Origin of the sequence: Cobetia sp. 5-25-4-2 (assembly GCF_013374075.1) — a bacterium.
Taxonomy (GTDB): Bacteria; Pseudomonadota; Gammaproteobacteria; order Pseudomonadales; family Halomonadaceae; genus Cobetia; species Cobetia marina.
Genome location: NZ_BLWK01000039.1, coordinates 1 through 261, shown reverse-complemented (window position 1 = coordinate 261; position 261 = coordinate 1). Strand labels below are relative to the sequence as shown.

Sequence of the window (261 nt, the reverse complement as noted above, 5' to 3'; positions counted from 1 at the left end):
ACGTGGCGGTCATCATTGCCGCCGACGACCTGACCGATGGCAGCAGCTACGCCGCGACAGCCGTGATTACCGATGTGGCGGGCAACCGCTCTGATGCCTCGAACAGCATTGATGTCGCCATCGACATCACTGCGCCGACCGCGCCGGTCATCACTACCATCAGTGACAACGTTGGCGATCTGACCGCCGCCCTGGTCGACGGTGACAGCACCGATGACACCACGCCGACCGTCTCCGGTACCGCGGAAGCCGACAGCACGG

General features: G+C 64.4%; 1 protein-coding gene. It reads left to right on the top strand.

The window, feature by feature from the left end; genetic code table 11:
- Positions 1-261 (top strand): hypothetical protein (locus HXS65_RS17445; protein ID WP_176494551.1); only part of this gene is annotated, 261 nt, incomplete at both ends.